Here is a 21,216-nt window from a genome sequence, read left to right on the forward strand (position 1 = left end):
TCAGAGCGGCCCGGCGATGCGCTCGGCCCGCCGCGAAAGGCCAGTCAGAAGTTCGTAGCCGATGGTGCCCGCGTGGGCCGCGACCCGGTCCACCGGAACGTTGGGGCCGATCACCTCCACGAAGTCGCCGCGCCGGGCGCCTGTGCCGGTCACGTCCACGGCGATGAGGTCCATGGAGACGCGGCCGAGGAGGTGGGCGGGCTGGCCGTTCACGAAGGCCGGGGCGCCCTTCACCATGTCCGAGCCGCCGGATTGGCGGATATAGCCGTCCGCATAGCCGAGCGAGATGATGGCGATCTCGGTCGGGCGCTTCACCGTCTCGGCGGCGCCGTAGCCTACGGTCTCGCCCGGCACGACCTTGCGCACCTGGATGATCCTCGCCTCCAGCCGCGCCGCCGGCTCCAAGGTGCCCGCCCCCTCGGCCGATGCGCCGCCATAAAGGGCGATTCCGGGGCGCACCAGGTCGTAGTGGGCCTGAGGGCGGGTGAGGATCGCGGCGGAGTTGGCGAACGTGGCCGGGACGTCCGCGAAGGCGCGGCGCACGGTGGCGAAGGCGGCCTCCTGGGCGGTGTTGAGCGAATGGTCCGGCACATCGGCACAGGCGAAGTGGCTGGCGAGGAGGCACGGGCGCGGACCGTCATAGGCAAGCGCCTCGGTGACATCGAGGCCGAGCCTGTTCATGCCGGTGTCGACGTTGAGGGCGAAGGGCGCATCGGCGGGCCAGTCCGCCACCGCCTCCAGCGAGGAGTGGAAGGGGCGCAGGTTGGCGGCGAGCGCCGCGGCCGTGTCGAACACGCCGTTCAGGATGTAGATGTCCACGTCCGGCAGCAGCGCGCGGAGCCTCTGCCCCTCGCCGAGCAGCGCGACGAAGAAGGTGCGGCAGCCCGCGGCGGCGAGCTTGGGGGCGACCACGTCGATCCCATGCCCATAGGCGTCGGCCTTGACCACTGCGCCGGCGGTGGCGCCGGTGCGGCTCTTGATCGTTTCCCAGTTGCGCACGATGGCGGCGGGGTCGATCGTCAAGCGCGCGGCTGCGGTGGTCGAAGCAGAGACGGTGGTGGCGAGACTGGCTGACATGCCGATTAAGCTAACCGAGCCTGCGCCTGCGGAGAACCGCCGCCGACGCATCAATGGCGTGCAGCGATGAGAGGACGCGTGCCGACTACGCGGGCGCCCTTCACCGCTTCTTGTTCCGACCATCCAAAGTCTTGGAGGATCGTGGCGGGGTCAAGCGATCGCCCGGACCCACGCGCAGGCGCCCCCTCTTGAGGGGGCGGCGAGCATGGGGAGGACGGTCGCTTGATGCCGTCACGATCCTTCTGAGCCTTGGTGCAGCCTTCAATCCTCTTCCGGATTGAAGGCCTGCCCGCTGGCGAAGCGGAGAGGAGCGCGAGGAGGGGAACTCCTCCTCGCTGCAGCGGTCCCGCACGGGATGCGCCGCCGCTCCCACTTGGCGGTGCCTCAATCGTTGGTGATCGCCTCGAAGCGGCGGATCATCTCGGCCAGGAAGGCCAGCTCCTTGGCACCGAGCCGCTTCTCGATCGTCGGAATATCGCCCTCGGTCTCCGGCGTCTCGCCGCGCTTCATCGGCGGCAGGCGCTTCAACTCCGGCGTTTCGTCCAGCTTGGAGCGCTGCACCACGACTTCGAGGTTGGCGCGCTCCACGAGGCCGGTGACGCGCAGCCGCTCCAATTCGGCCGCGAGCAGCTTCGCCTCGCCCGACAGGGTGACGGTGGCGTGGACGTAGCCGACGGGAACGGCGTCTTTGTCGTAATCGGCCATGTGCCTCCTACTCGTAGCTGACTGCGGTCCCGTGCTCGGGCGCAAGGTTGCCGAAGCGGGTCAACTCCGCCTCGAACTGGAGCTTCACCGTGCCGGTCGGACCGTGACGCTGCTTGGCCACGATCACCTCGGCAACGCCGTGGCACGCCTCCATCTTGGCCTCCCACTCGAAGAATTCCTGACTGCCTTCCGGCGGCTTGCGGGCCTGCAGGTAATATTCCTCGCGGTAGACGAAGAGGACGACGTCGGCGTCCTGCTCGATGGAGCCCGATTCGCGAAGGTCCGCAAGTTGCGGGCGCTTGTCGTCGCGGTTTTCCACCTGCCGCGAGAGCTGGGAGAGGGCGATGATCGGCACCTCGAGCTCCTTCGCCAGCGCCTTCAGCCCGGTGGTGATCTCGGTGATCTCGTTCACGCGCGACGCGCCCGGTTTGCCCGAGCCGGACAGGAGCTGCAGATAGTCGACGATGAGGAGGTCGAGCCCCTTCTGCCGCTTCAGCCGCCGCGCGCGGGCCGCCAGCGCGCCGATGGAGATGCCGCCGGTCTGGTCGATGAAGAAGGGCAGCGTCTGCATCGCCGTCGCGGCGCCCACGAGGTCCTGGAACTGGTGTTCCTCGAATGCGCCGCGGCGGATCAGCGAGGACGAGATACCCGACTGCTCGGCGAGGATACGGGTGGCGAGCTGCTCGGCACTCATTTCCAGGCTGAAGAAGCCGACGATGCCGCCGTCCAGCGTCTTGTTCACCCCGTTCTCGAGGCCCGCCCGGTAGGCCCGCGCGACCGCGAAGCCGATGTTGGTGACGAGCGAGGTCTTGCCCATGGCCGGACGCCCGGCAAGCACCACGAGGTCGGAGCGCTGCAGGCCGCCCATCAGCCTGTCGAGGTCGGTGAGGTGGGTGGCGATGCCGGACAAGGCGCCGGCGCGGTGGAAGGCGGCGTCCGCCATCTCGACCGATGCGGTCAGCGCGTCCGAGAAGGTGACGAAGCCCTGGCTCGCCGCGCCGCCTTCCGCGAGACCGTAAAGCCGCCGCTCGACACCCTCGATCTGCGCGCGCGGCGTCATGTCAGGCGTCGCGTCGTAGGACTCGTTGACGAGGTCTTCGCCGATGGTGATCAGCTCGCGCCTCATCGCGAGGTCGAAGAGGTTCCGCCCGTAGTCCTCGGCGTTGATGATCGTCGTCGCGTTGGCGGCGAGGCGCGTGAGGTACTCCACCGGGGCGAGATCGGCGAGCGGCTGGTCGGCGGGCAGGAAGGTCTTCACCGTCGACGGCGTCGCCACCTTGCCGGAGCGGATCAGCTTGGTGATCAGGTCGTAGATGCGCCGGTGCGGCTCGATGAAGAAGTGGTCCGTCTTCAGAAAGTCCGAGACGCGGTAGAAGGCCTCGTTGTTGACGAGGATCAGCCCGAGCAATTGCTGCTCGATCTCGATGTTGTGGGGCGCTTGCCGAATTTCGAGCGCGGTGTGATCGAGCGGCTGGTTCATCGGAGCTCCCGTGGGTTGGACGGCTGGTGTACGCCGCCCCGCGGTCCGCTTCATGGGAACAGATGCGAACCCTGCCATTCTCCACTCACTGTGGACGGGTTAAGAGCGAATTAAGCTCTTCCTAAATGATTCGCTTGACCCGTGCGACGGAGCCGCATCGCCGGTCCCCGGTGCGTTGCGTGAGCGGGTCGGCGGCGTGGTCTTGCGCGGCGATAGGCCGGCGCTGGCCCCGGCCCGTGCGCCGCGCACAGCCTCGCACCATCCACCCCGTGCAAACCAGAATTCTCATCTCGACGTGCCACCAGGAGGTGACGGCATGGGTGCGCTTGAAAAGCTCGCCGAGGCGTTGGCCGGCCATACACATCCGGCGGTGATGCTGTCCGGCGTGGTGTCGGAGGCGACGCCGACGGACCGTTATGTCCGCGGGCTGTCCGCCCACGCGGCGCTCGGCGACCAGCTCCTCATCAACCATCACGACGGCACCGCGCTTGCCGAGGTCGTGCGGATCGACCGCTCGCTCGTCGTCGCCTCGCCTTATGAAAGGCGCGCGTCCGCCTTCCTCGGTGCCAAGGCCTCGCTCGTGGGCCGGTTCGAGATCCGCCCGTCGGAGGCGTGGCTCGGCCGGGTGGTGGATGCGCTCGGCCGTCCGCTCGACGACGAGGAGCCGCCGCTGCCCGGCCCCGTGCGCCGGGTGGACGCCGACCCGCCCAAGGCGCTGAAACGAGCCCCGCTCAACAAGGCGATGAAGACCGGGGTGAAGGTGCTCGACATCTTCGCCCCTCTGGTGGAGGGCCAGCGCGTCGGCATCTTCGCGGGGTCCGGCGTCGGCAAGTCCACGCTGCTCGGCATGATCGGCGTGGCGGCGTCGTTCGATGTCGTCGTGGCGGCGCTGGTCGGCGAGCGCGGCCGCGAGGTGATGGAGCTGCTCGACGGCCCGCTCGCCACCCATCGCGACCGCACCGTCGCCGTCGTCTCCACCGGCGACGAAACGCCGATGATGCGCCGCCTCTGCCCGATGAGCGCGATGGCGATCGCCGAATATTTCCGCGACCAAGGCAAGCGCGTCCTCCTCGTGGTCGACAGCCTGACCCGCTACGCCCACGCCTCGCGCGATGTGGCGCTGGCGGCGGGGGAGCCTCCCGTGTCGCGCGGCTATCCTCCCTCCGTCTTCGCCGATATGACGCGGCTCGTGGAGCGGGCGGGGAGGGCGCAGGGCTTCGGCTCCATCACAGGCGTCTTCGCCGTCCTGGTGGACGGTGACGACATGGACGAGCCCGTGGCCGACACCGCGCGCGGCACTCTGGACGGCCACATCATCCTCTCGCGCGCGATCTCGGAGCAGGGGCGCCTTCCCGCGGTGGACCCGCTCTCGTCCCTCTCACGCCTCGCCGACAAGGCGTTCCGGCCGGACGAGTGGGAGCTGTCACGCCGCCTGCGCGCGCTCATCTCCCGCTTCGAGGACACGCGCGATCTGCGGCTTCTGGGCGGCTACAAGCCAGGGTCCGATCCCGAGCTCGACAAGGCGGTGAAGCTCGTCCCGCAGATCTACGAGGCGCTGGTCCAGATCCCGACCGATCCGCCGTCCACGGACGCTTTCGCTGAGCTTGCCCAACTTCTGACCTTACGGGGCGAGGCCGGCAAGGGAGCCGAACCCTCAGCCTGACACAAGCAGGAACACGCAAAACAGAATGCGTGTCGAGTGGACGGGCATGTCGGCCCGCGAGCGCTAATCGGATCGGCGTGGCGCCCTGACGGTCAGTCCGGCGCCGATAAAAGGAAAGTCCATGAGCCTCTACAATATTCTTCGGACCGGCGTGTCCGGCATGAACGCGCAATCCACGAAGTTGGCGACCGTCGCGGACAACATCGCGAACGCCAATACTGTCGGCTACAAGCGAGCCGATGCCGAGTTTTCGACCCTGGTCCTGAAGTCCGGTCCTGCCAACTATCAGCCGGGCGCTGTTCAGGCCAACATCACGCACGAAATCTCCCGCCAGGGCGCGCTGTCCTACACGCTGTCCAAGACCGATGTCGCCGTGCAGGGCGCCGGCTTCTTCGTGGTGCAGGACCAGAACGGCGGCCACTACCTGACCCGTGCCGGCTCCTTCGTCATCGACGGCCAGTCGGGCGACATGGTCAACGCCGCCGGCTTCGCGCTGATGGGCTTCCCCTCGATCGACGGTCAGGAGCCGTCCATCACGCTGAACGACACGGCCGGCCTTCAGGTCGTGAACCTCGACTACATGAACATGCGGGCGACCCCATCCACCGTCGGCACCTTCCGCGCCAACTTCGACGAAGGCGCCGAGGTGATCGACCCCGGCACCAACAACACGCCCGGCAACACCGCGGCCGGTGCCACCACGAGCGATCCCGTCGTCGACGTGAACTACACCGTGAAGTCCTCGGTCATCGCCTACGACGATCTTGGCCGCGCCAAGACGATCGACATCTACATGACGAAGATACAGGACTACGACCCGCTGGCGCCGACCGACCCGCAGTGGGAAATCGTGATGTACGACCAGTCGACGCGCAACACCGCGTTCGAGGGCGACTTCCCCTACGCCGTGCCCAATCCGCCGCTGGGTGAGGCCGCCGCCACCGAAGCCTGGATCGGCAAGGCCACCGTGACCTTCGATCCGACCAACGGCTCCATCTCGGCGATCGAGACCTTCGACGAGAAGACGGGCGCTTCCAACGGCGTGACGCTCGTCGACCCGAACAATCCGGATCAGCAGGCGCTCATCCAGGTCGCCCTGCCGGACGCCGAAGACCGCCTGGTGATGAACTTCTCCGGCACCACCCAGCTCGCCGCCGACTACGAGCCGCTCGAAGTCGAGATCAACGGCAACGCTCCGGCGACGGTGCAGGAGGTCGGCATCTCCGACGACGGCCGCGTCTACGCCGTCTACGAGGACGGCTCGGAGGTCGAGTTCTACCGCCTGCCGCTCGCCAATGTCCCGGCGCCGGATCAGATGGAGCCGCTTCCCGGCAACGTCTATCGCATCACGCCCCAGTCGGGTGCCGTTCGGATCGGCCTGCCGAACGATGCCGGCAACGGGTCGCTGGTCGTCGGCGCGGTGGAGCAGTCCAACGTCGACCTCGCCTCCGAGCTGACCGACATGATCATCGCGCAGCGCGGCTACACCGCCAATTCCAAGAGCTTCCAGACGGGCAACGAGCTTCTCGACGTCCTGATGAACCTCAAGCGCTAAGGATCACACGATGAGTCTCGACGTTGCAGCCAACGTCGCGCGACAAGCGCTGATTGTCGCGCAGCAGCAGATCGCGCTCTCCGGCCGCAACGTCGCGGCCGCCGGCGATCCGACGCGCAGCCGCACCTACGCCACCCTCTCCACCACCATCGACGGTGGCGTCCACGTCTCCTCGGTCCGCCGGGCCGAGGATCTGGCCCTCTTCACCCGCATGATCGCCGCCACCTCCGCTTCGGCCGAGGCGGACGTCGTGCTCGCCCATCTCCAGGTTCTGGAAGACACGATCGGCGACCCGGAGGACGGCACCTCGATCGCCTCCATGATCGGCGATCTGGAAGCGGCGATCGCCGACTATGCCAACGCGCCGGACGACCCGCTCTTCGGCCAGACCGTCATCGAAGAGGCGCGTCAGCTCGCCGAGGCGCTGAACAATGCGGCGACCGAGCTCAACATGCTGCGTGAGCGCGCCGACCAGGAAATGGCCGACTCGGTCCAGGAGGTGAACCGCCTGCTGGAAGACTTCCACGCCGCCAACAACGCGGTGAAGAAGGCGATCTCCACCGGCGCAGATCCGACGATGGACCAAGACCGGCGCGATGCGATCATCGCCGAACTGTCGATCTATATGGGCGTGTCGGTGCTGCAGCGGGACGGGGGCGACATCGCCCTCTTCACCGACAGCGGCATCACCCTCTACGACAAGTCCCCGCGCGAAGTCGCCTTCGTGCGCACCCCGGTCTACACCGTCGACACCCAGGGCGGCACCGTCATGATCGACGGGATGCCCGTGACCGGCCCGGACGCGCCGATGCCGCTGCGCTCCGGCCTCATCGTCGGCCAGGCGACGGTGCGCGACACCATCGCGCCCACCTACCGCCTGCAGATCGACGAGATCGCCCGCGAGCTGGAAACGATGTTCGCCGATGGCACCGGCACCCTCTTCGTCACCAATGGCGGGCCGGACTATGCCGGCACCATCGCGGTGGCCGCCGCCGTCGACCCCTTCCAAGGGGGTGCGGTGGAGAATTTCCGCGACGGCTCGGGCAATCCGTCCGGCTATGCGGCCTATCCGGACCGCCTTCTGGCGCTCGGCATGGCGTTCGAGGACATCCGCCCCTGGGACGTCGATGCCGAGCTGTCCGGCGCCACGACCCTGCGCGATTTCGCGACCGAATCCGTGGGGTGGCTCGAGAAGATCCGCGTGACCGCCTACGACAAGGCCACGCGCGAACGCTCGATCCTCGCAGGCGCGTCGGACGCGTTGTCCCGCTCCACCGGCGTCAACATGGATGACGAGTATGCCCTGCAGCTCGCTATCGAGCGCAACTATGCCGCGTCCGCGCGGCTGATCACCCTCATCGACGAAATGTTCGACGAGCTTCTGAGGATCTTCTGATGCATACAGCCTACGTGTCGACGGCGGCGCTTCGCAACGCGCCGCGCTCGGAGATCGTTCGCCTGCAGGCCGAACTGACGGACCGCACGGTCGAGATCGCCACACAGCGCCACGCCGACGTCGGGCTGGCGCTGGGCTCGGACACCGGCCGCACCGTCGGGACGCGCATGGACCTCGGCCTGGTGGAGACGCTGCTCATCTCGAACGGGTCCGCCACCGCGCGGATGGAGCAGACGCAGACCGCGCTCGCCGACCTCGAGACCATCGCCTCGGAGATGCTCGCCTCGATGGTGGCGCTGCCCCCCGGCAACGCCGCGGCGACGACGCTCAGCATCCAGGCCTTCTCGTCCCTGGACCGCTTCTCGGACCGGCTCAACGCATCGGACGGCGGGTCCTACCTGTTCGGCGGCCAGAAGAGCGACACGCGGCCCGTGGAGCGCTTCGACAACGGGCCGCAGGCCGCCATCGAGGCCGCCTTCACCACCAAGTTCGGCTTCCCGCCCAGCGATCCCTTGGCGGAGACGATCACCGTCACCGACATGCAGGACTTCCTCGCCAACGAGTTCGCCGATCTCTTCACCCTGGCGAACTATACCGGCACCTGGTCGCACGCCTCCTCGGACCGGATGGTGAGCCGCATCTCCCCGTCCGAGCGCATCCCGACCAGCGTGACGGCCAACGAGGAGGCCATGCGCACGATCGCCATGAGCTTCTCGATGATTGCCGGCCTCAACTTCGAGGGCCTCAATCAGGAAGTGCGCAACGCGGTGGTCGCCGAGGCGCGGATCGTCATGGGCACCGGCATCACCCAGGTCGTCAGCCTGAAGTCGATGCTGGGCTTTGCCGAAAACGCCGTCGCAAAGGCGAACGACCGGATGAGCCTGTCGCGGGACATCCTGCGGACCAAGATCGCCGATCTGGAAGGCGCCGATCCGGTGGAGGCGAAGGTGCGAATCGACCTGATCACCACCCAGATCGAGATGAGCTACGCGCTCACCAACCAGCTCTCACGCATGTCTATCCTCAACTACGCCTAAGGAGAGCGACCTTTGACGGCGAGTATCTATGCGGACGTTATCCAGGGCGGCAGCGAAATGGGCCGCGAACAGGAGAAAGAGGCCTTCGACCGGGGCATCTCTCTCATGGAAGCTGCCCAGGCCCGCCCCGACGATTTCGAACGCAAGCGAGACGCCGCCCGACACGTTCAGACCCTGTGGGGCTACCTGATCAAAGATCTGTCGCACCCCGCGAACGACCTTTCCGATGAACTGAAGGGCAACCTGATCTCCATCGGCCTGTGGGTCATCCGCGACATCGACGCGATCATCAGCGGGTCGAAGACCGACTGGGCCCCCCTCATCGAGATCAACAAAACCGTGCGCGAAGGACTGGCCACATGACTGCCTCGACCAACCGACGCTCCCCGCAGCCCGACGAGGGCCGGCGCGAGAGCCCCCGTCCGATGCACATCTCGCTTCGTGCAGGTGAGCGACTGTTCTTGAATGGTGCCGTCCTGCGCGTCGACCGCAAGGTGACGCTGGAGCTGCTCAACGACGCGACCTTCCTCCTGGAAAACCACGTCCTCCAGGTGGAAGACACCAAGACGCCGATGCGCCAGCTCTACTTCGCCGTGCAGGCGATGCTGATGGATCCGGCCAACGCCCCCGCCAGCCGCGCTCTGTTCGAGGCGATGGCCCACGACGTCACCCAGATCTACCGCTCGCAGACACTGCGCGGCGGCATTCTGGAGGCGGTGCGCCAGGTGCTGTCCGACCGGCCCTTCCATGCGCTGAAGACCCTGCGCGGCCTGTTCGCGGAGGAGACCGAGGTGCTGGCCGGACTGGAGGCGAGCCGGGTGCAGAACGCCGCGGCCCAGTCGTCCGCTCCGGTGTCGGAGCTGCCGAAGGCTCCGGCCAAGGCGGCGGCTCCGACGGGCGGCGAAATCCCCAAGCCGATCGCCGCCGGCAGTGGCACCGAGACGATGGACGAGGCCGCGTTCGCAGCGGTCGGCCAGCCGCGCCGCGCATCCGCCGGTCTCTCCCATTGACGCAGCCCCATTCCCGCAGCGCCGGGCCGGCCGGGCCTGTCCCCCGCTGTCCCTGATCGCCCGCACTTTCCGCATTGAAGGAGCAAGGCCATGTCCGTCTCTCCCATCAGCGCCGTCGGCACCAACACGGCAAACCAGACCTCGGCGCTGCAGCCCTCCGGCCCGTCGTCGCTCGACTACGACGCCTTCCTGCAGCTCCTGGTGACGCAGATGCAGAACCAGGACCCGCTGAACCCGATGAACGACACCGAGTATGTGGCCCAGCTCGCCACCTTCTCGAACGTCGAGCAGAACATCATCACCAACGAGAACCTGCAGGCCATGCTGACGGCCCAGTCGCTGGGTGATGCGGGATCGCTGATCGGCCGGACCGTGACGAGCGGTGACGGGACCAGCGGCGTCGTTACCGAGGTGCAGATCACCTCTCAGGGCAACATCGCCATCCTGGACAACGGGGCGGTGATCACGCTCGGCCAGGGCATGACGATCCGCTGATCATGACGGAAGTTGATGCCATCGACCTCGTTCAGTCGGCGATCTTCACCGTCCTCATCGCCTCGTCCCCGGTGGTGGGCGTGGCGATGCTGGTCGGCGTGACGATCTCACTGATGCAGGCGCTGACGCAGATCCAGGAAATGACGCTGACCTTCATCCCGAAGATCATCGCCATTCTGGTGGTGGCGGCGCTGACGGCCAGCTTCGTCGGCGGGCACATCTATGCCATGACCGAAGAGATCTACGGCAAGATCGAAACCGGCTTCTGACCGGCGGCGCCGGCCGCCGCCGTTACTCAGTCGCGCCGCAGGACGAACACGTCGCCCGGCACCGGCTCGCCTTCCTCCATGCGCACGGTGACGGGCTCGCTGGCAACCAGCGTCAGCCCCGCGGCGCCGAAGGTGTCGGCGATATAAGCCGGGGCGTGGGCGAAGCGCTGCGTGTCGGTCACGCGCCAGCCGCTTTCGGCGCGCTCGGTGGAGGCGACCAGCAGGCCGCCCGGTGTGAGGCACGGCCGCGCCGCCGCGGCGAAGGGCTTCAGGTCGCCGAGATAGGGCCACACGTCGGTCGCGACGATGAGGTCGAACGGCGACTCGTCCCATTCCGCCAGGAAGTTGACCGCCTCGCCCACGTAGAGGTCCTGGTACACGCCGCGCTCGTCGGTCATGTCCAGCATCTCTTCGGCGAGGTCGACGCCGACGATCCCGATCGCCACGTCCTTGAACGCCACGCCGGCGAGGCCCGTGCCGCAGCCGAGGTCCAGCATGCGCGCCGGCGGATTGACGTAGGGGCCCGCGAGGCGCCGGGCGATGGCGGGGACGTCGTAGCCGAGGTCGCCGACGAGGATGTCGTCGAACTCCTCCGCGTGCTGGCCGAAGAGGGTGGCGACGTAGGAGGGCGGGGCGGCCTTGGGGGTGGCGCGGCCGTAGCGGGCGAGGCGCATCACCACGCCGCAATGGTCGTCCGGGTCGATCTCCAGGCAGCGCAGGAAATGCTGCACCGCGGTTTCGATGTCGCCTGAGTCCTCCGCTGCGCGGGCGGCGTCGTAAGCTTCGCCCAGCGCCTCTTCGTCGATGCTCATCGGGTCCTTTTCATGCGTTGTGCGGCCGGGGCCACGCGGGTCGAAGGCCGCCGCCCGCGGCCCTCGCCGTCACCCCTTGCGGGCGACGAGGGCGGGCTGGGACGGCGCCACGCGGTCGCGGTTGGCGAGCGTGCGCTCGGCCGAGGTGATGTAGTCGCGTGTCAGGGGCACGGTGTCGATCGACTTGGCAAGCTGAATCTGGAACACCATCATGTCGCCTGTGCGGAAACTGGCCTCCGAGCCCGCCAGATAGAACTCCCACATGCGGGCGAAGGTCTCGCCGCGCAAGGCCACCGCCTCCGCGCGCCGCGCCGTGAAGCGCTCCAACCAGTGCTTCAGCGTCTCCGCATAGTGCAGGCGCAGGATCTCCACGTCGGTGACGATGAGGCCCGCCCGCTCCACCGCCGGCAGCACTTCCGAGAGGGACGGGATGTAGCCGCCGGGAAAAACGTAGCGCTCGATGAACGGGTTGGTGGAGCCGGGCTCGCCGGTGCGGCCGATGGAGTGGATCACCGCCACGCCATCGTCCTTCAACAGCCGCGCGCAGGTCTTGAAATATTCGTCATAGTAGCCGACGCCCACATGCTCGAACATGCCGACCGACACGATGCGGTCGAAGGTTTCGGAGACGGCGCGATAGTCCTGGACGCGGAAGGTGGCGTTGGGCACCTCGGCCGCGCGCGCGCAGGCGTATTCGGCCTGCTTGTCGGCCAGCGTGATGCCGACCACGTCCGCCCCGGTGATCTCGGCGAGGTAGAGCCCCATGCCGCCCCAGCCGCAGCCGATGTCGAGCACTTTCTGGCCGGGCTTCAGCAGCATCTTGGCGGCGATGTGCCGCTTCTTCGCCCGCTGCGCCTCCTCCAAAGACATGTCGAAGTGCGGGAAGTAGGCGCAGGAATATTGCCAGTCCTCGTCGAGGAAGAGGCGGTAGATCTCGTTGCCGACATCGTAGTGGTAGCTGGCATTGTGGCGCGCCGCGCGGGCGGTGTTGTGCTGGTGCCAACGGCGTGTCGCCTTGCGCAGGATGTGGGCGAGGCGGGACTGGCCGGTCGCCTCGAAGTTGCGCATCAGCATCACGAGGAGCGAGGTGAGATGGCCCTCTGTGAGCGACCATTCACCGTTCATGTAGGTCTCGCCGAGGGTCAGCTCGGGATTGCCGATCAACGCCCGTTCGACCTTGGGACTGTCGAGCGTCATCGTGTGGGGCGGGCCGCTGCCGTCGCCATATCGATGCGTCACGCCCGCGGTATCGATGACTTTGAGGTTGCCTTGGCGCACGACGCTGCGCAGAAGCCGGTTCAGAATTGGGTTCATCGCGCTTCTCCTACCCAGGCGGAAAAGGCTCCTTCACGAAGGCCGGGGACCCGCCTGCGACAGATTATCCGTGCCATTGCACATGGTGCGGCCTCCTAAACAATCCAGTCAAAAACGAACGGCCTTCAAAAACGAAAAAACCACCCCGGCAGCGTGTGCCGGGGTGGTCGTGGCGATCGAATGAGGCGGCGTGGTGCGGGAAGAGCCCCGTGGCGCCGCGGCTTGGATCAGACGTCGGGCTGGTCGCCGAGGCCGGGGACTTCGGCGTCCGCCTCGGGGGCGTCGGCCTCGTCCTCGTAGTCGTCGTCATCATCGTCGTCGTAACGCTCGGCGAGGACGTCTTCGCCCTTGGCCTGGCGCTCCGCTTCGTCGGCGGAGCGGGCGACGTTGATGGTCACCGGAACGATCACCTCCGGGTGGAGGACGAGGGTGACCTCGTGCAGGCCGATGGCCTTGATTGGGGTGCCGAGGTCGACCTGGCGGCGCTCGACGCTGAAGCCCTCGTTGGCGAGAACGTCGGCGATGTCGCGGGTGGACACCGAGCCGTAGAGCTGGCCGGTCTGGCCGGCCTGGCGGATCGCCACGAAGGTCTTCCCGGCGACGCGCTTGCCGACGGCTTCGGCGCTGTCACGGCGTTCCGCGTTGCGCTCCTCGAGGTCCGCCTTCTGGGCCTCGAACTTGGCGCGGTTGTCGCGGTTGGCGCGCAGGGCCTTGCCCTGGGGGAGAAGGAAGTTGCGGGCGAACCCGTCCTTCACGCGCACTTCCTGGCCCATCTCGCCCAGCTTGGGGACGCGCTCCAGAAGAATGACTTGCATCGTCTTTGTCCTATCTGTCCCGCCCCCGATCCGAGATCGTGGCGGTTAGAGGCCGGCGGTGCCGCGCCCCAGATGGTGCCGGTGGAAAGGCTCCACCGGCGGGGAAGATTATTTGATGACGTAGGGCAGCAGGCCGAGGAAGCGCGCGCGCTTGATGGCCTTCGACAGCTCGCGCTGCTTCTTCGCGGAGACCGCGGTGATGCGCGAGGGGACGATCTTGCCGCGCTCGGAGATGTAGCGCTGCAGGAGCTTCACGTCCTTATAGTCGATCCGCGGCGCGTTCGGGCCCGAGAAGGGGCACGTCTTGCGGCGGCGGAAGAAGGGGCGGCGGGTCGGAAGCTGGGCGATATCAACCATTATGCGTTCTCCCGGAAGCGCTCACCGCGCTCGCCACCACGTTCGCCGCGATCACCCCGATCGCCACGATCACCACGGTCGCCGCGATCACGGTCGCCGCGGAAACCGCCGCCTTCGCCGCCCTCGTCGCGCTCACCGCGCTCGCGGCGGCGGCGATCGTCACGATCGCGCTTCTGCTTCATGACGGAGGGGCCGTCCTCGTGCTCGTCCACCTTGATGGTGAGCGTGCGCAGAACGTCTTCGTTGAGGCGCATCTGGCGTTCCATCTCCTGCACGGCGGCGGAGGGAGCCTCGATGTCCATCAGCGCGAAGTGCGCCTTGCGGTTCTTGTTGATGCGATAGGAGAGGGTCTTGAGGCCCCAGTTCTCCACGCGGCCGACGGAGCCGCCATTCTCGCTCAGAACGGTCTTGTACTGCTCGACGAGCTCGTCGACAGCCTGACCGGACACGTCCTGGCGGACCAGGAACACGGTCTCGTATAAAGGCATGTTGCGTCCTCTAATTCCCCGCCGACCATCGGCAGGGCGCATCAAGCGTTGGCGCAAAGCCTCGTCGAAGTGCCGGTGAGGGCGCCTCGACCTTCGCGAGCAGGGACACGGGCGGACGAAGACGCGGAGAATTGACGCACCGCGCTCCGAGTGCGTGAGACGCACCCGCCGTTCAGCCCCAGGCCAACGTTGAGCGAGCGCGCATATGGGCCAGTTCGGGCGCGGAAATCAAGCGGGGACGGATAAAATCAAGGGAGAAAATGTCGTCCAACCGTCATTTCATTGTGCAGCGCATCTTGACGGGCGCGCCGCGCATGGTGTGAGTGCGCCCACTTGTCGGCCATGAGCCGCCTCAACATTGAGCAGCCAATCACACCATGACCTTTGCGTTTACCTTTCCGGGGCAGGGCAGCCAGTCCGTCGGCATGGGCCGCTTGCTCCATGACGCCTACCCGGCAGCCGCCCGCGTGTTCGAAGAGGTGGACGACGCTCTGGGCGAAAAGCTCTCTCATCTCATCTTCGAGGGGCCGGAAGAGGCTCTGCGCCTCACCGCCAACACCCAGCCCGCACTGATGGCCGTCAGCCTCGCCGCGATGCGCGCGCTCGAGGCCGAAGGGGTCCGCGTCGCCGATGCGCGCCTCGTCGCAGGCCACTCGCTGGGCGAATATTCCGCGCTCGCCGCCGCCGGCGCGCTCTCCATCGCCGACGCCGCGCGCCTCCTTCGCCTGCGCGGCGAGGCGATGCAGACCGCGGTTCCGGCGGGCGAGGGCGCCATGGCCGCGCTCCTCGGTCTCGACATGGAGACCGCCGAGGAGGTCGCCCGCCTCGCCGCCGAGGGCGAGGAAGTGTGCGACGTTGCCAACGACAACGCCCCCGGCCAGGTGGTCGTCTCCGGCAGCCTCGCCGCCGTGGAGCGCGCCGTCGCCATCGCCAAGGAGAAGGGCGCGCGGCGGCCGATGCTGCTTCCGGTCAGCGCGCCGTTCCACTGCCGCCTGATGGCCCCGGCCGCCGAAGCGATGGCCGATGCGCTCTCCACCGTCGACCTCAAGGCTCCGGCAGTCCCCGTGCTCGCCAACGTTTCGCTGGAGCTCCTGAGCGACCCCGCCGCCATCAAGGCGAGCCTGGTGCGGCAGGTGACGGAGCGGGTGCGCTGGCGCGAATCGGTCGCCAAGTTCGCAAGCCTGGGCGTGACGACGCAGGCCGAGATCGGCGCAGGTAAAGTGCTTGCCGGCCTCTCCAAACGGATCGACAAAGAGCTTGTGACCATGGTGGTGAACACCCCCGACGACGTGAAGGCGATGGCCGAGAACTGGGTGGCGGCGGCGTGATGTTCGACCTTTCCGGCAAGACCGCGCTGATCACCGGCGCGACGGGCGCCATCGGCGGCGCCACCGCGGCGGCCCTGAAAGCCCAGGGCGCCGCCATCATCGTCACCGGCTCCACCCAGGAGCGGGCCGATGCCGCGGCCGAGACGCTGGGCGCCAAGGCCGCCTTCGGCTGCGACATGGCCGACCGCGCCGCCGTCGACACGCTGGCGAGCGAGGCCGAGAAGGCCGGCCCCATCGACATCCTCGTCAACAATGCCGGCATCACGCGCGACCAGCTCATGATGCGCATGAAGGACGACGACTTCGACGCCGTCATCGAGGTCAACCTCGTCTCCGCCTTCCGCCTGTCGCGCGGGTTGATGCGCGGCATGCTGAAGCGCCGCTGGGGCCGAATCGTCACCATCGGCTCCGGTGTCGGCTCCATCGGCAACATGGGGCAGGTGAACTATGCGGCCGCCAAGGCGGGCCTCACCGGCTTCACCAAGTCGATGGCGCGTGAGGTGGCCAGCCGCAATATTACGGCAAACATGGTTGCACCCGGCCTCATCACATCCAAGATGAGCGATGCGATGAGCGAGGAGGCGCGGCAGATGATGCTCGGCGTGATCCCCATGGGCACGCTGGGTGACCCTAAGGACATTGCCGGAGCGGTCGTCTATCTCGCCTCCGACGAAGCGCGTTATGTCACCGGCCAGACGATCCACGTCAACGGCGGCATGTTCATGGGCTTTTGACCAGGGAGCTTCTGAAGAGGGGGCTTCTGAAGAGGAGGCTCCCGAACAAGGGGCTTCTGACGCCGGTGCCATGGGGCCGATGCCGTCCGGCTGAGGCCCCATGTTTCAACGGCGTTACGCTTTTTGAGCGTTCGGACACCAGCGGTTTGGAAACGGATGAGTTATCCACGCCGAAGACGGGCCGGACGCTTCGGGCTGGGCATTTTCGTTGTATGGAAATTCAGGGAAAACGCTCGACCCATCCCTCGCCGGCCGGCTGGCGCTTTTCAAACGGCAAAAAGGTGTGATACCGGCACCGGCAATTCGGGGGCGTCGGATCCGTCGCCCTCTCTCTCCCGTCACGCGCTCCGCCGCGACCGACACCATCTCAGCGGCCCGCAACACGGCCCATCAGGTTTAGAAGGACTTCCAATGAGCGACACGGCAGAACGTGTGAAGAAGATCGTCGTCGAGCACCTCGGCGTCGAGCGTGACAAGGTCACCGAGGATGCGAGCTTCATCGACGATCTGGGTGCCGATTCTCTCGACACGGTCGAGCTGGTGATGGCGTTCGAAGAAGAGTTCGGCGTCGAGATTCCCGATGACGCGGCCGAGACCATCCTCACGGTCGGCGACGCGATCAAGTTCCTCGACAAGAACGCGACGGCGTAACCCGCCTCACAATTTAAGTCGGATTGGCGGAGTGGCATAGTGCGTCGTGTCGTTGTGACCGGGCTCGGGACGGTCAACCCCATGGGAAATGGGATTGAGGCGTCCTGGGAGAAAATCGTTGCGGGCAAGTCTGGAGCTTCGGCGATTACGAAGTTCAAGACGGACGATCTTCCTTCGAAGATCGCCTGCCAGGTGCCGCGTGGCACCGGACCGGGCGAGTTCGACCCGTCGCAGACGATGGATGCCAAGGATCAGCGCAAGTTCGATGAATTCATCGTCTTCGCGTCCGCGGCGGCCGACGAGGCCATCGCCGATTCCGGCTGGAAGCCCACCGAAGAGGAAGACCGGGACCGCACCGGCGTCCTGATCGGGTCCGGCATCGGCGGCCTCAACCTCATCGACGTCTGCTCCACGCAGCTCGAAGAGAAGGGGCCCCGCCGCATCTCGCCCTTCTTCATCCCCGGCGCGCTCATCAACATGGCGTCCGGCGTGGTGTCGATCCGCTACGGCTTCCGCGGCCCCAACCACGCGGTGGTCACGGCCTGCTCCACCGGCGCCCACGCCATCGGCGACGCGGCCCGCATGATCGCCCTCGACGATGCGGACGTGATGGTCGCCGGCGGCACCGAAGCCACGGTGAACCGGCTGGCGCTCGCAGGCTTCGCCGCCTGCCGCGCATTGTCCACCAGCTTCAACGACGATCCGACCAGCGCGTCCCGGCCCTACGACAAGGACCGCGACGGCTTCGTGATCGGCGAAGGCGCCGGCGTGGTGGTGCTCGAAGAATACGAGCACGCCAAGAAGCGCGGCGCCAAGATCTACGGTGAAGTGATCGGCTACGGCCTGTCGGGCGACGCCCACCACATCACCGCCCCGGCGGCCGACGGCAACGGCGGCTACCGCTCGATGATGGCGGCCCTGAAACGGGCCAAGATCGCACCGGGCGAGATCGACTATGTCAACGCCCACGGCACCTCGACCCCGCTCGGCGACGAGATCGAGCTGAACGCGGTGACGCGGGTGATGGGCAACGACATCGGCGGCCTCACCATGAGCTCGACCAAGTCGGCCACCGGCCATCTTCTGGGCGCGGCCGGGGCGATGGAGGCGATCTTCTGCCTGCTCGCCATGCGCGATCAGGTGGCCCCGCCGACGATCAACCTCGACAATCCGTCCGTCGACACGGCCATCGATCTCGTTCCGCACACCGCCAAGGAAAAGAAAATCGACGTCGTCCTCTCGAACTCCTTCGGGTTCGGCGGGACCAACGCTTCGCTCGTCTTCCGCCGCGTCTGACGGGGAGTTAGTCCGTGTTTAAGCGAGGCCCAAAGGGCGGCAAGTCGAAGGCCGCCGATCTGCCGGAACAAGGCGGGCGCCGCTCCCGGCGTCCCGAGCCTCTGGTCCACGGCGGCAGAGGTCGCCGCAACAAGGGTGATGATGCGCCCCGCAAGCGCCGCTCACGGGCGGCGCGCCATCCCCTCGTCCTCCTCGCGAACATGGTTCTCTTCGTCCTCGTCGGCGGTGTCGCCGCGGGCATCGCCGGCCTCGTCGTGGGGCAGAAGATGTTCACCGCGCCCGGCCCGCTGGATCAGGATGTCGCCATCCTCATCGAGCGCGGGTCGGCGCTTCAGTTCATCGCCCAGGGGCTGGAGCAGCAGGGGATCATCTCCAACCAATACGTCTTCCTCGCCGCCGCCCGCGCGACCGGCGCCGCGGGCCGCATCCAGGCCGGCGAATATCTGATCCCCGCCGGCTCGACGATGCAGGAGGTCATGGCGCGCCTGGCCTCGGGCGACGTCATCCAGCACCAGATCACCTTCCCCGAGGGCCTCTCCTCGCTGCAGATCGTGCAGCGGATGCTCGATAACGACATTCTGACCGGCCCGGTCGAGGCGGTGCCGCCCGAGGGCTCGTTGATGCCCGACACCTACCGCCTCACCCGCGGCATGACCCGCGCCCGCCTCATCGAGACCATGCAGACCGCCCAATCCCGCGCGCTCGAGCGCGTCTGGGCCGAGCGCGATCCGGACCTGCCGCTCGACACGCCTGAAGAGCTCGTCATCCTCGCGTCCATCGTCGAGAAGGAGACCGGGATGTCCGGCGAGCGTGCCCATGTCGCCGGCGTCTTCGTCAACCGGCTCAGGCAGGGCATGCGGCTGGAGACTGACCCGACGATCCTCTACGGCCTCTATGGCGGCGAGGCGTGGACGCGCAGCCGCGTCATCACCGCCAGCGAGAAGGCCCGCCCGAACACCTACAACACGTATCAGATCAACGGGCTGCCGCCGGGGCCGATCGCCAATCCGGGCCTTGCCGCCATGGAGGCGACGGCGCACCCGACCGAGACGAACGACCTCTTCTTCGTCGCCGACGGCACCGGTGGCCATGTGTTCGCCGAAACCTATGCCGAGCATCAGCGCAACGTCGCGCGATGGCGGCAGATCGAAGCAGAGCGCCGGGCCGCCGGCACCGGACCGACAGAGTAGGGATCATGGCTCAGCGCGAGACGGCCCCCATCCAGTCCATGACGGGCTTTGCAAGCCGCGAAGGCGAGACGGGTGGGATCGGCTGGCAGATGGACGTCCGTTCGGTCAACGGACGTTCGCTCGATGTGCGGATCCGCCTTCCGGCCGGGCTCGACCGTCACGAGCCGGAAATCCGCCGCATGATCGCCGCCGCCTTCCGGCGCGGCAACATCGCGATGACGCTGACCTTCCGCCGCGGTGAAGCCCCGGCCCGCTACACGGTCAACCACGAGCAGCTCGCTGCCTACATCGACGCGATCCAGTCCCTTGCCGAGTGCGGCTCCGTCGCCGCGCCCCGCGCTGATGGGCTCCTGGCGCTCAAAGGCGTGATCGAGACCGCCAGCGAGGAAGAGACCGTCCTGCCCACCGAGGTGCTGACCGAGGTCATCGGCCTTCTGATCGGCGATCTGACCGCCGAGCGGCAGGCTGAAGGCGCCCGCATCGTGCCGATGATCCTGGGCCAGCTCGACGATATGGACCGCATCCGCGGCTATATCGACGAGCATCCCGAGCGCAAGGTGGAGACCATCAAGGCGCGCGTGGACCGGCAGATCGCGGCGCTTCTCTCCGGACAGTCACTGTCGGAGGAGCGACTACATCAGGAGGCGGCGCTGATCGCCACCCGCGCCGACGTGCGCGAGGAGTTGGACCGCCTGTCCGCCCACATCGCCGCCGCGCGCGAGCTTCTGGCCGAGGGCGGCCCCGTCGGCCGCCGGCTGGACTTCCTGGCCCAGGAGCTGAACCGCGAGACCAACACCATCTGCGCCAAGTCGCCCCACCACGCGGTCACCGCCATGGGGCTGGAGCTGAAGGCTGTGGTGGAGCAGATGCGCGAGCAGGTGCAAAACCTGGAATGACCGCACGCCAACTCCCCCGGCGCGGCCTCCTGGTCATCCTGTCCTCGCCGTCCGGCGCGGGCAAGAGCACCCTGTCGCGCCTGCTGCTCGACAAGGACCGCAACCTGTCCCTCTCGATCTCCGTCACCACCCGCGCCAAGCGCCCGTCCGAGGTGGACGGTGTCCACTACCACTTCGTCACCATGCGCGAGTTCGAGCGCATGCGCGAGCGCGGCGAGCTTCTGGAGTGGGCCGAGGTTCACGGCAATTGCTACGGCACCCCGCGCGACCCGGTGGAGACCGCATTGTCGGACGGGCGGGACGTCCTGTTCGATATCGACTGGCAGGGCGCCGAGCAGATCAACGGTGCGATGCCGGACGACGTGGTGTCGATCTTCGTGCTGCCGCCGTCCGGGCCGGAGCTGCACGCCCGCCTGGTGCGCCGTGCCGAGGACAACGAGGCCACCATCCTGCGCCGCCTGACCAACGCGCGTGAGGAGCTCGTCCACTTCAGCGACTACGACTATGTGGTGGTGAACGACGAGCTCGAAACCGCGCTCGCCGGCGTCACCGCCATCCTCAACGCCGAGCGCCTGCGCCGCCGCCGGATGACGGGCGTGGAAGCGTTCGTGGACGGGATCGTCGCCGCGCTCTAGACAGTCCGTCCCG

At 67.4% G+C, this 21,216-nt stretch carries 23 protein-coding genes; 15 read left to right on the forward strand and 8 right to left on the reverse strand.

Features of this window, described 5'->3' with window-relative positions; translation table 11 throughout:
- The 3 genes from alr to BIX52_RS11085 form a co-directional block, all read right to left on the reverse strand.
- Complete coding sequence (gene alr, locus BIX52_RS11075; protein ID WP_425426674.1) at positions 1-1,200, reverse strand: alanine racemase; 1,200 nt, start codon at positions 1,198-1,200, stop codon at positions 1-3.
- Between the two features lie 261 nt (positions 1,201-1,461).
- Positions 1,462-1,782, reverse strand: a complete 321-nt coding sequence (locus BIX52_RS11080) for a hypothetical protein (protein ID WP_075221113.1) — start codon at positions 1,780-1,782, stop codon at positions 1,462-1,464.
- 7 nt (positions 1,783-1,789) lie between these two features.
- A complete protein-coding gene (locus BIX52_RS11085; RefSeq protein ID WP_075221114.1) occupies positions 1,790-3,262 on the reverse strand; it encodes a replicative DNA helicase in 1,473 nt (490 codons plus the stop codon).
- 316 nt (positions 3,263-3,578) lie between these two features.
- Here BIX52_RS11085 and BIX52_RS11090 point away from each other — a divergent pair, with 316 nt between their 5' ends.
- The 8 genes from BIX52_RS11090 to BIX52_RS11125 all read left to right on the forward strand — a co-directional run bounded on the left by BIX52_RS11090 (position 3,579) and on the right by BIX52_RS11125 (position 10,687).
- Positions 3,579-4,925, forward strand: a complete 1,347-nt coding sequence (locus tag BIX52_RS11090) for a FliI/YscN family ATPase (RefSeq protein WP_075221115.1) — start codon at positions 3,579-3,581, stop codon at positions 4,923-4,925.
- A 121-nt stretch (positions 4,926-5,046) separates the two neighbouring features.
- Positions 5,047-6,480, forward strand: coding sequence for a flagellar hook protein FlgE (locus BIX52_RS11095; RefSeq protein ID WP_075221116.1), 1,434 nt, complete (start codon positions 5,047-5,049; stop codon positions 6,478-6,480).
- Between the two features lie 10 nt (positions 6,481-6,490).
- The gene (flgK, locus tag BIX52_RS11100) at positions 6,491-7,876 is read left to right on the forward strand and encodes a flagellar hook-associated protein FlgK (RefSeq protein ID WP_075221117.1); all 1,386 of its coding nucleotides are present in this window, start codon (positions 6,491-6,493) and stop codon (positions 7,874-7,876) included.
- Positions 7,876-8,913: a flagellar hook-associated family protein gene (locus BIX52_RS11105; RefSeq protein ID WP_075221118.1), complete on the forward strand. Its 1,038-nt coding sequence runs from the start codon at positions 7,876-7,878 to the stop codon at positions 8,911-8,913. Before flgK ends, BIX52_RS11105 begins: the two co-directional genes overlap by 1 nt.
- Before the next feature lie 12 nt (positions 8,914-8,925).
- The gene (gene flaF / locus BIX52_RS11110; protein ID WP_083548535.1) at positions 8,926-9,276 is read left to right on the forward strand and encodes a flagellar biosynthesis regulator FlaF; all 351 of its coding nucleotides are present in this window, start codon (positions 8,926-8,928) and stop codon (positions 9,274-9,276) included.
- Positions 9,273-9,923 carry a flagellar biosynthesis repressor FlbT gene (gene flbT, locus BIX52_RS11115; RefSeq protein WP_205647799.1) on the forward strand — a complete coding sequence of 217 codons (651 nt, stop codon included), beginning with the start codon at positions 9,273-9,275 and terminating at the stop codon, positions 9,921-9,923. The genes flaF and flbT overlap by 4 nt, the downstream gene beginning before the upstream one ends.
- A 90-nt stretch (positions 9,924-10,013) precedes the next feature.
- Positions 10,014-10,418 carry a flagellar hook assembly protein FlgD gene (gene flgD / locus BIX52_RS11120; protein ID WP_075221120.1) on the forward strand — a complete coding sequence of 135 codons (405 nt, stop codon included), beginning with the start codon at positions 10,014-10,016 and terminating at the stop codon, positions 10,416-10,418.
- A gap of 2 nt (positions 10,419-10,420) precedes the next feature.
- Entirely contained in the window at positions 10,421-10,687 is a 267-nt protein-coding gene (locus tag BIX52_RS11125; protein WP_075221121.1) for a flagellar biosynthetic protein FliQ, read from the forward strand.
- A 26-nt stretch (positions 10,688-10,713) separates the two neighbouring features.
- On the opposite strand, the gene BIX52_RS11130 is transcribed toward BIX52_RS11125, so the two are convergent.
- The 5 genes from BIX52_RS11130 to rpsF form a co-directional block, all read right to left on the reverse strand.
- Complete coding sequence (locus BIX52_RS11130) at positions 10,714-11,499, reverse strand: class I SAM-dependent DNA methyltransferase (RefSeq protein WP_075221122.1); 786 nt, start codon at positions 11,497-11,499, stop codon at positions 10,714-10,716.
- Positions 11,500-11,568: 69 nt separating this feature from the next.
- Complete coding sequence (locus tag BIX52_RS11135) at positions 11,569-12,813, reverse strand: SAM-dependent methyltransferase (RefSeq protein WP_075221123.1); 1,245 nt, start codon at positions 12,811-12,813, stop codon at positions 11,569-11,571.
- 227 nt (positions 12,814-13,040) lie between these two features.
- On the reverse strand, positions 13,041-13,628 hold the full coding sequence (gene rplI, locus BIX52_RS11140; protein ID WP_075221124.1) for a 50S ribosomal protein L9: 588 nt from the start codon (positions 13,626-13,628) through the stop codon (positions 13,041-13,043).
- A 108-nt stretch (positions 13,629-13,736) separates the two neighbouring features.
- Complete coding sequence (rpsR, locus tag BIX52_RS11145) at positions 13,737-13,985, reverse strand: 30S ribosomal protein S18 (protein WP_075221125.1); 249 nt, start codon at positions 13,983-13,985, stop codon at positions 13,737-13,739.
- Positions 13,985-14,473, reverse strand: coding sequence for a 30S ribosomal protein S6 (gene rpsF / locus BIX52_RS11150; protein WP_075221126.1), 489 nt, complete (start codon positions 14,471-14,473; stop codon positions 13,985-13,987). Before rpsF ends, rpsR begins: the two co-directional genes overlap by 1 nt.
- 377 nt (positions 14,474-14,850) lie before the next feature.
- Here rpsF and fabD point away from each other — a divergent pair, with 377 nt between their 5' ends.
- The 7 genes from fabD (at position 14,851) to gmk (ending at position 21,203) form a co-directional block, all read left to right on the forward strand.
- Positions 14,851-15,801, forward strand: coding sequence for an ACP S-malonyltransferase (gene fabD / locus BIX52_RS11155; protein ID WP_075221127.1), 951 nt, complete (start codon positions 14,851-14,853; stop codon positions 15,799-15,801).
- Entirely contained in the window at positions 15,801-16,535 is a 735-nt protein-coding gene (gene fabG, locus BIX52_RS11160) for a 3-oxoacyl-ACP reductase FabG (protein ID WP_075221128.1), read from the forward strand. The genes fabD and fabG overlap by 1 nt, the downstream gene beginning before the upstream one ends.
- 411 nt (positions 16,536-16,946) lie before the next feature.
- On the forward strand, positions 16,947-17,186 hold the full coding sequence (locus BIX52_RS11165; RefSeq protein WP_075221129.1) for an acyl carrier protein: 240 nt from the start codon (positions 16,947-16,949) through the stop codon (positions 17,184-17,186).
- A 39-nt stretch (positions 17,187-17,225) separates the two neighbouring features.
- Complete coding sequence (gene fabF, locus BIX52_RS11170) at positions 17,226-18,482, forward strand: beta-ketoacyl-ACP synthase II (RefSeq protein ID WP_075221130.1); 1,257 nt, start codon at positions 17,226-17,228, stop codon at positions 18,480-18,482.
- A gap of 14 nt (positions 18,483-18,496) precedes the next feature.
- The gene (gene mltG, locus BIX52_RS11175) at positions 18,497-19,672 is read left to right on the forward strand and encodes an endolytic transglycosylase MltG (protein WP_208990393.1); all 1,176 of its coding nucleotides are present in this window, start codon (positions 18,497-18,499) and stop codon (positions 19,670-19,672) included.
- A 5-nt stretch (positions 19,673-19,677) separates the two neighbouring features.
- Complete coding sequence (locus tag BIX52_RS11180; RefSeq protein ID WP_075221131.1) at positions 19,678-20,568, forward strand: YicC/YloC family endoribonuclease; 891 nt, start codon at positions 19,678-19,680, stop codon at positions 20,566-20,568.
- Positions 20,565-21,203 carry a guanylate kinase gene (gene gmk / locus BIX52_RS11185; RefSeq protein ID WP_075221132.1) on the forward strand — a complete coding sequence of 213 codons (639 nt, stop codon included), beginning with the start codon at positions 20,565-20,567 and terminating at the stop codon, positions 21,201-21,203. Before BIX52_RS11180 ends, gmk begins: the two co-directional genes overlap by 4 nt.
- Positions 21,204-21,216: the final 13 nt, after the last annotated feature.

This window comes from Acuticoccus yangtzensis, assembly GCF_001927245.1.
Lineage (GTDB): Bacteria > Pseudomonadota > Alphaproteobacteria > Rhizobiales > Amorphaceae > Acuticoccus > Acuticoccus yangtzensis.

What these genes read in the sequence shown, in the direction of transcription:
- alr (WP_425426674.1), bottom strand. Translation starts at nt 1,200, where the DNA reads ATGGTCGGAACAAGAAGCGGTGAAGGGCGCCCGCGTAGTCGGCACGCG.
- BIX52_RS11080 (WP_075221113.1), bottom strand. Translation starts at nt 1,782, where the DNA reads ATGGCCGATTACGACAAAGACGCCGTTCCCGTCGGCTACGTCCACGCC.
- BIX52_RS11085 (WP_075221114.1), bottom strand. Translation starts at nt 3,262, where the DNA reads ATGAACCAGCCGCTCGATCACACCGCGCTCGAAATTCGGCAAGCGCCC.
- BIX52_RS11090 (WP_075221115.1), top strand. Translation starts at nt 3,579, where the DNA reads ATGGGTGCGCTTGAAAAGCTCGCCGAGGCGTTGGCCGGCCATACACAT.
- BIX52_RS11095 (WP_075221116.1), top strand. Translation starts at nt 5,047, where the DNA reads ATGAGCCTCTACAATATTCTTCGGACCGGCGTGTCCGGCATGAACGCG.
- flgK (WP_075221117.1), top strand. Translation starts at nt 6,491, where the DNA reads ATGAGTCTCGACGTTGCAGCCAACGTCGCGCGACAAGCGCTGATTGTC.
- BIX52_RS11105 (WP_075221118.1), top strand. Translation starts at nt 7,876, where the DNA reads ATGCATACAGCCTACGTGTCGACGGCGGCGCTTCGCAACGCGCCGCGC.
- flbT (WP_205647799.1), top strand. Translation starts at nt 9,273, where the DNA reads ATGACTGCCTCGACCAACCGACGCTCCCCGCAGCCCGACGAGGGCCGG.
- flgD (WP_075221120.1), top strand. Translation starts at nt 10,014, where the DNA reads ATGTCCGTCTCTCCCATCAGCGCCGTCGGCACCAACACGGCAAACCAG.
- BIX52_RS11125 (WP_075221121.1), top strand. Translation starts at nt 10,421, where the DNA reads ATGACGGAAGTTGATGCCATCGACCTCGTTCAGTCGGCGATCTTCACC.
- BIX52_RS11130 (WP_075221122.1), bottom strand. Translation starts at nt 11,499, where the DNA reads ATGAGCATCGACGAAGAGGCGCTGGGCGAAGCTTACGACGCCGCCCGC.
- BIX52_RS11135 (WP_075221123.1), bottom strand. Translation starts at nt 12,813, where the DNA reads ATGAACCCAATTCTGAACCGGCTTCTGCGCAGCGTCGTGCGCCAAGGC.
- rplI (WP_075221124.1), bottom strand. Translation starts at nt 13,628, where the DNA reads ATGCAAGTCATTCTTCTGGAGCGCGTCCCCAAGCTGGGCGAGATGGGC.
- rpsR (WP_075221125.1), bottom strand. Translation starts at nt 13,985, where the DNA reads ATGGTTGATATCGCCCAGCTTCCGACCCGCCGCCCCTTCTTCCGCCGC.
- rpsF (WP_075221126.1), bottom strand. Translation starts at nt 14,473, where the DNA reads ATGCCTTTATACGAGACCGTGTTCCTGGTCCGCCAGGACGTGTCCGGT.
- fabD (WP_075221127.1), top strand. Translation starts at nt 14,851, where the DNA reads ATGACCTTTGCGTTTACCTTTCCGGGGCAGGGCAGCCAGTCCGTCGGC.
- fabG (WP_075221128.1), top strand. Translation starts at nt 15,801, where the DNA reads ATGTTCGACCTTTCCGGCAAGACCGCGCTGATCACCGGCGCGACGGGC.
- BIX52_RS11165 (WP_075221129.1), top strand. Translation starts at nt 16,947, where the DNA reads ATGAGCGACACGGCAGAACGTGTGAAGAAGATCGTCGTCGAGCACCTC.
- BIX52_RS11180 (WP_075221131.1), top strand. Translation starts at nt 19,678, where the DNA reads ATGGCTCAGCGCGAGACGGCCCCCATCCAGTCCATGACGGGCTTTGCA.
- gmk (WP_075221132.1), top strand. Translation starts at nt 20,565, where the DNA reads ATGACCGCACGCCAACTCCCCCGGCGCGGCCTCCTGGTCATCCTGTCC.